The sequence below is a fragment of the Streptomyces sp. NBC_01525 genome (assembly GCF_045040405.1).
Lineage (GTDB): Bacteria > Actinomycetota > Actinomycetes > Streptomycetales > Streptomycetaceae > Streptomyces > Streptomyces benahoarensis.
The window spans coordinates 80,204-86,402 of sequence record NZ_CP109399.1; the positions used below are offsets into that span (position 1 = coordinate 80,204).

The 6,199-nt window shown below is 70.3% G+C and carries 3 protein-coding genes; 2 read left to right on the plus strand and 1 reads right to left on the minus strand.

The window, feature by feature from the left end; translation table 11 throughout:
* Positions 1-69: 69 nt before the first annotated feature.
* Together OG422_RS31780 and OG422_RS31785 are read left to right on the plus strand one after the other, a co-directional pair.
* Positions 70-1,647, plus strand: a complete 1,578-nt coding sequence (locus OG422_RS31780; protein ID WP_331757269.1) for a helix-turn-helix domain-containing protein — start codon at positions 70-72, stop codon at positions 1,645-1,647.
* Entirely contained in the window at positions 1,647-2,240 is a 594-nt protein-coding gene (locus tag OG422_RS31785; RefSeq protein ID WP_331757267.1) for a transcriptional regulator, read from the plus strand. The genes OG422_RS31780 and OG422_RS31785 overlap by 1 nt, the downstream gene beginning before the upstream one ends.
* Before the next feature lie 255 nt (positions 2,241-2,495).
* On the opposite strand, the gene OG422_RS31790 is transcribed toward OG422_RS31785, so the two are convergent.
* Positions 2,496-5,615 carry a Helicase associated domain protein gene (locus OG422_RS31790; protein ID WP_331757264.1) on the minus strand — a complete coding sequence of 1,040 codons (3,120 nt, stop codon included), beginning with the start codon at positions 5,613-5,615 and terminating at the stop codon, positions 2,496-2,498.
* Positions 5,616-6,199 lie beyond the last annotated feature (584 nt).

Here is a 6,199-nt window from a genome sequence, read left to right on the forward strand (position 1 = left end):
GACAAATTGGTGTCTAGTGGATGTCAAATCTGCTTCCATTTTGCGTCCAATTTTCGGTATGTTGGGTGTATGAGTGATGACCAGTTCGATGGTGTGGAAGCCTTGTTGGAGGAAGCGCGGTTGACGGCGGGTATGCCCGGGCCGGCGGAGCGTCGTCGTCTGCGTGAGGCCGCTGATCTGTCCCGGGCGCAGGTGGCTGCGGCGGTGGGGGTGGGTCGTCAGACCGTCGCCAACTGGGAAGACGGCTCCAGCACGCCGCAACCGCCCGCGCGGGGCAAGTACCTCCGCCTCCTGGAGGGCCTCGCCCGACTCCATCCCGCCCGCGCAGCAGCCCCGGTCGCCCCGGAGCCGGTGGCGCCCGCGTTCGTCGCGCCACAGGCCGCCCAGGCTGCCCAGACTGCGTGGGGCGTCGACGGGCTGGCCGTCCAGGGGGAGCCGGGCCCGTGCATCCGGTGCGGCGTTGTCACACCGCACCGGTCCACCGACGGCCGTCCCCTGCACGCCGGCGCCCTGTGCAAGCCCCCAGCGGCTCCCACGGCCCCGCAGCCCACGGCCGCCACCCAGCCCACAGCCGCCCCCACACCGGCTCCCGCACCCGCCGCCACGGCCTCGCCCGTACCGGCACCGGTGCCGACCCGTCCCCAGCGCCGCGCGAAGTCCGCGGCCCGCGCCCAGGCCGAGACCCACACCCTGATCACCCGCGCCGTGCACGAGGAGCTGGAGCGCGCCGAAGGCGACACCGAGGCCGCACTGAAGGCGCTGATCAAGCGCGCCATCCCGGACGTCATGACGTTGTTCGAAGAGACCCGGGCCACCGCCCGCTACCAGTTCACCGCCTATCCGGCGCTGCCGGACATTCTCAAGAAGCCCTCGAAGCGTGAGCCGGACCAGATCTGGGAGGCCCGCCCCGCCTTCCACCACCCCGACTTCTCCCTCAAGCTGCCCGGCAGCGTCCAGGTCACCGCCCTCGACGCCAACGCGGCCTACCTCTCCGCCCTCAAGTGCTGGCTGCCGATCGGCAAGTTGGAGCACACCACCGGCGCCGACGGCGTGGACCCCAAGCGCTCCGGAGTCCACCTGATCACCCCCGCCCCATGGCGCCACCCGCATCTGCCCAACCCCCTCGGCGACCGCGACACCGACGGGGCACTGTGGGTCACCGACGCCACTCTCAGGCTGCTATCGCGCCTGGCCGGACCGAAATACGGCCTTACCAGCGCGCCAGAAATCCACGAATCGTGGACGTCCGGCGCGACAGAGAATTTCCTCGACGCGCTCCGCAAGATTCTCACCGCCGCGCGGGAAAAAGCGATCGAGGAAGACGACACGGTCACCACCGAGTACGTCAAAGCGATGTATTCGAAGTTCGTTTCCACCATGGGCGAGTCGATCCACAACCGCGACGTCATCCGCCCGGACTGGATGCACAACATCCACAGCCAGGCCTACGCCAACCTGTGGGCCAAGGCCTACAAAGCCCACCAGGCCGGCCTCGACGTCGTCGCCATGATGGGCACCGACGAGCTGCACGTCACCGGCGACTGGCGCCAGGTCTTCGCCGAAGGCCGCGGCGTGGCCCAGATGAAGATCAAGCACGGTGACGCCAAGGCCTCCGGCGAGTACACCCTCGGCAAGGTGACCCGCTGATGGCCGGCACCGAAGCGGGCCGCTGGCGGGACCTGGGCGCCTACCGGGCCCGCGGCCTGCCCGGCTGGGTCGCCCTGGCCGAGGGCCTCGACCGCATGGTCACCGGCATCGAGTCACCCGTCGGCACCGCACGCGGCCTGGCCGCCCGCCTGCGCTACCTGACCGCCTCCGACGCCGGCTACGAGGCCATGGACCGCGCCGGCATCCACGTCCGCCCCCGCACCCTGATCGCCTGGCTCGCCGAGGAACAGACCCCCAGCAAAGCCAACCTCGCCCGCCTGGACGCCGCCTACTGGCAGCTGCGCCGCCGCAACACCGTCCCCGACCTCAAGCGCCGGCTCAACAACCGCGGCCGCGGCACCCGCATCGAGATCGACCCCGTCGACCAGTCCCAGGTCGAACGCCGCCACCAGCGCGACCTTCAAACCCGCTCCATCAACGTCCGCGGCGGCGTGTGGGACCGCGCCGTCGACGCCTGGATCGACGGCAACACCGACGAACTCGACGCGATCTGGGACGAGATCATCAGCAGCGGCCTCGGCACCGACTGGGACGCCTACACCCACGTCTCCTCCGTCGGCTGGGCCGCCTGACCACACGAACGAAGGGCCCGGAGTCACTCCAATTGACTCCGGGCCCTTCACCGTCACCGTAAACCCGCACCCGCCCGCGCTGATCTACGAGGTACTGCTTGGGTCGTTCACCTGCCCCGCTCGGCCTGCCGGAGCCGGCGCTGCCAGCTGCCAGGCCTCGGGGCGCCGGAATGGCCACTGCGATCACCCCCCCGGGGCCGGGCGGACGCGCCGCCCGGCCCCGGGGCAACCTCCCCGGGCCGGTGCAGCCACGGGTCAGGTGGTGCCGAGGGCGCGGTCTTCGGCCGGCGGCGCAGGGTTCTCGTCCTGCTGGGCGCGGGCTTCGAGGTCCACGAGGGTCGAGGCGATCTCGTCCTTGCGCCACCTCTCGGGGGAGTTGTAGGGCACCAGACCGCGCGCGTAGGCCATGCGCAGCAGTTCCGTCTTGGTGTGCTTGCGCATGAGCTCACGCAGGCGCTGCGCCCGCCTGCCGCTCCGCGCCGCCCGGGCCCTGTGCTCTTCCTCTGCCCCGGCGCCGTTTCCGTCGGCCGCCGGCACCCGAGCGTCTGACGGCACCCGAGCGTCTGACGGCGCGGGCGGGCCGGGCACGTCGCCGGCCGCCTCCGTGCTGCCGGGTGAGCTCGGTGGTGGTCCGGCCCATTCCAGTGCGAGGGCGGCGAGCGCGGCGAGCCGGTCCGCATGCAGTTTCGCGCGGCGGCTCTTGCTGTTCGACAAGAACACCCCCAGCTTCACCGCGTGCTCCTGACCGTCGACCACCACGGTCTCCACATGGGCCCTGGGCACCGTCACAGAGCCCGTACGGGCCTTGTACTGCACCAAGGCCGCAACCCCCCGATCGAAGGCCGCAGAGCCGCCCTCCGCGGCCCTGGCCCGGGCCCGCTCCACGGCGGCCGGCAGCGGCGTGACACCGAGCTCGGCCAGCCGCTTGCGTTGCCCTTCGCCCAGCTGCTGCCACCCCTCCCGCTGCGCGCGGAGCCAGGTGCCGATGTCCTGGCCGCTCACGGTGACGCCGGGCAGGATCTCGGGAAGGGTGGCCCCGTCGTCGAGGACCGCGGCGAGCGCGGCATACCGCTGCTGCCACTGGAGCGGCCACGGCGGATTCCAGTCCCGGTCGATCCGCTCCAGCGCCCGGCGCCGCTCCGCCGCGCGTTCCTCGTCCTTGCCCAACCCGCCCGCCTTGCGGCAGTTGGCCAGCCACTGACCGACCGCCACTCCGTCGAGGGACGCGTCCTTGGGCGCAGCGAGCGTACGGTGCACGGCGAAGTAGCCCCGGGCGGCGGCGAGGTTCTTGTAGAAGCGGGCATCGACGACTGACCAGACCATGCCCAGCTCGTCCAGCAACTGAGCCCGCCATGCCTTCAGCGTCCCCGCACGAAACGCCCGGCGCTGCTCGCTGACCCACGCTCCCAGCGCGTACGTCCCGCCGTTGCCGCCATCACCGTTGCTCTCGGTCGTCCCAAGCGGCACGACGGTGTCCATCGGCACCTGGGCATGCCCCTGCGACGCGACCCATTTGCGCAGGGCGTTGAGCCCGGACAGCCACACCTCGGAGTCCGGCCGCAGCACCCGGGTGCGCAGGAACGCGGCGATGACGTCGGGGTTGCGCGGCAGGGAGAACCGCAGCAACGGCACACCCCCGCGGCCGTCCTCGTCCTCCTGGCCCCCGTCCTCGCCGCCGGCGGCCTCGGCCGCCGCGTCCGTCTCCCGGCCGTCCTGCTCCGCGCCCTCCCCGGCGCCGCCGTCGGAGGCCGGCTGCTCCTCCTCGGACTGCCCGTCCTCGCCCTCGTCGTGCTCGTCCTCCTCGCGTCCGGGATCGAGGGCCACCACCGAGGTGGCCTTGCCACGGGAGCTGGCGGTGCGCAGGACCATGCGCTCGATGAGCCGGGAGTCATGGGCACGCAACCCCTGCAACACCGCTACAAGGGGCCGGTAGGAAGCGGAGGCCATCATGTCCTCAGGGTCCTCCCCGGCCTGCAGGAAGACCGGCACGACCAGCCGTGCGACCTTCCCCTCACCGGGGGCCTGCCGCAGCCCCCGGCCGGTGATCTGCACGATCTGCACCGGCGAACTGCGCGTGTCCGCGAACACCACGCCGTCGACACCGCGCCTGCCGCGGATGTCGACCCCTTCACCCAGCACCTGGCACGACGCCAGGATGCCCAGGTCGGTCACCCAGCCGTCGGCGTCCAGCCCGTTCGCGTACCGGTCGAGCACCACCCGCCGGTGGGCTGCCGAATGCTCCCCGCACAGCCACTCGGCCCCCACCCGCTTCGGGTAGACCGCAGGATCCGTCTCGTGCAGCTCCGCGGCCGTCTCCGGCAGCGCCCGCGCGAACGCCATCGCCTCGAGCGTGCGCCAGTGGAACGTCATCAGATTCCGGACCCCGGTGGCATCCGCGTGCTTGAGCAACGCCGCCTGCAGAGCGGCAAGCCGCCGGCCCCGCACCTCCTCCGCAACGGCGCCCTCGCCCGGGGCCTCGGGGTCGCGGATCTCCAGCACATCCACCTCGAACGACGCGAGGATGCCCCGCTCCACAGCCTCCATCAGCCCGAGTTCGTACAAGACGGGCCCATAGAACTCGACGTCGTCCATCGACGCCACCAACCGCCCGCCCAACGCCTCTGACCGGCCTTCAGAGCCGCTCTCCGCGCCCTCCCCACCGGATGCCTCGCCGGATGCCGCAGCGGGCGCCCACAGGCGGGGCGTGGCGGTCATGTACAGCCGCCGCGCCGCCGAAATCCGCTCCTGATCGTGAACAGCCGCCCACGCCTTACCCATCGCCCCGCTCGTCCGGTGCGCCTCATCCACCACCAGCAGGTCGAACGGACTCATCCGCTGGCCGTACGAACCGCGCAGCGCCTGCTCCAGCACCCCCGGAGCCCCCGCACGCTCCTCGTCGGCCACACCCTCGCCGTCGCCGTCCTGGTCGTCCTCCAGACCCTGAGACACCAGGCTCGCGTAAGTCGCGAACACCACCATCGGCCCCTGACGCGCCCACAGCGCCAACTGCGTCGGATTCGTCGTGCACCGCACATCCAACGCCTCCAGCAGCGGATCCGCCCCCAACGAACACACCGCCACCGCAGGACCCTTGTGCCCCACCGCACGCCACGCCTGAACCGTCTGCGTCAGCAGATCCAGCGTCGGCACCAACACCCCCACCAGCCCCCGGGGCACCATCCGCAGTGCCGCCGTCGCCGCCGAGATCGTCTTGCCCGTACCGGTCGCCGACACCACCTGCCCACGCAACCCCCGGGCAGACAACACCCCATCCAGAGGCCCCGAAAGCCCCCGGACAACCGCATCAACAAACTCCACCTGATGCGGGAAAAGCGGAATCTCACCCATCTTGTTTCCCATCCCCTGCCCCTCCATTTCCGCCCTGAAGGAAAATCAACGCAACAATAAACCGCTCGAAAGACACCGTGGATTCCCCCCCTGCATCAAGGGACATTCCGGAGCTGACCAAAACACCGGACGGCCGGGAGTGAGATTCGGTGTTTTCCCTCCGGTACTGGAGGGAAAATGTTGTGCAGGGAAACCCAGGGGTCTGCCGACCCTGGGGTGGTGCCTTCGTTTCACAAATTCTACCCCTGCATCACGTAGTGATGCAGGGGGGTGGAAGGAAGCGGACCCGGGGGGCGAACTCTGGTAGGGTGCGACTCGCAAGACACTGGAATCAGGTGGCCTGGACGTTGAGTGATGACCGGCCAGAACCCGATGGCCCATCGACTGCCCGCTACCGCCCCGTCAGAAGCAGACATCCCCTCACCACTCCCATAGGCCGCCTGCTTGAAGTCGCATCAGGAACCTCCCCTGTGCTCGCCGGACCGACCACACACCCCGAGACCAGCTCGGGCGGTAAGTCCGGAGGAATTTACGAAACAATTCGGAGGAATTGTTTAAACGGAGGGGTTTATCGTCTTTACGATCCGTAGGATCGTGCGTCGTGTCCTCCG